Annotated in this window: 1 protein-coding gene; it reads left to right on the forward strand. The window is 46.4% G+C overall.

Annotated features, from left to right (window positions below; all coding sequences use genetic code 11):
• Nucleotides 1–67: 67 nt before the first annotated feature.
• The coding region (locus B5G28_RS14220) for an IS3 family transposase (protein WP_144265585.1) at nt 68–867 on the forward strand (800 nt) is incomplete at its 3' end.

Consider the following 867-nt stretch of genomic DNA (forward strand, 5'->3'; position numbering starts at 1 on the left):
ATGAGATCGAACGGCTGAAAATGGAGAATGAGCTGCTGCGGGATTTTCTGCGGTCCACAGGAAGGAAGTGAAAGCAAAGGCAAAATATGCTGTGATTTACCGTTATCGGGAAAAGTATCTGATTTGCCGGATGTGCAAATTCTTTGGTGTTTCCCGGAGTGGATATTACACTTACATTCATAAGCTGAACCGTCCAGATCCAAACCAGGCAATCATAGACCGGATTGCCCAGCAGCAGAAGAAGTGCAAAAACACATACGGTTATCGCCGGATGCATCTGTGGCTGGAGAAAAACGGTTGTCACAGGAATCCCAAAACGATTCTCAGGATTATGAAAACCAACGGTTTGCTGTCTGAAATCCGCAGACGCAGGCAGTGGAAGCAGCTGGGGCAGCAGATTCACAGGTATGAGAATCTGCTGAATCGGGATTTCCATACAGAAAGACCAAACAGCAAATGGGTCACCGACATTTCTTATATCCATACAGAGCAAGGCGTTCTGTACTTGTCCATGATCCGGGATCTGTACGACAACAGCATTGTGGCTTACAAAACGGCAACATCCCAGACAGTCAATCTGGTGCTGGACACCGTTCGCCTTGCTATGAAGAAAGAGAAAGTCGCTGGGGAGTTGCAGCTCCACAGCGACCAGGGGTTTCAGTATACCTCACAAGCGTACTTTAACCTGACTAAAGAATACGGTATTACGCCGTCTATGTCAAGACGGGGAAATTGCTATGACAATGCAATGGCAGAAAATTTCTTTGGCATTCTGAAAACCGAATGTATCTACCGCCAAAAGCTCAAAACATTTCAGCAGGCCAATGACCTGATTGACGAATACATTCACTTCTATAACCACGAGCG

The organism is Faecalibacterium sp. An77 (genome assembly GCF_002161315.1).
Lineage (GTDB): Bacteria > Bacillota > Clostridia > Oscillospirales > Ruminococcaceae > Faecalibacterium.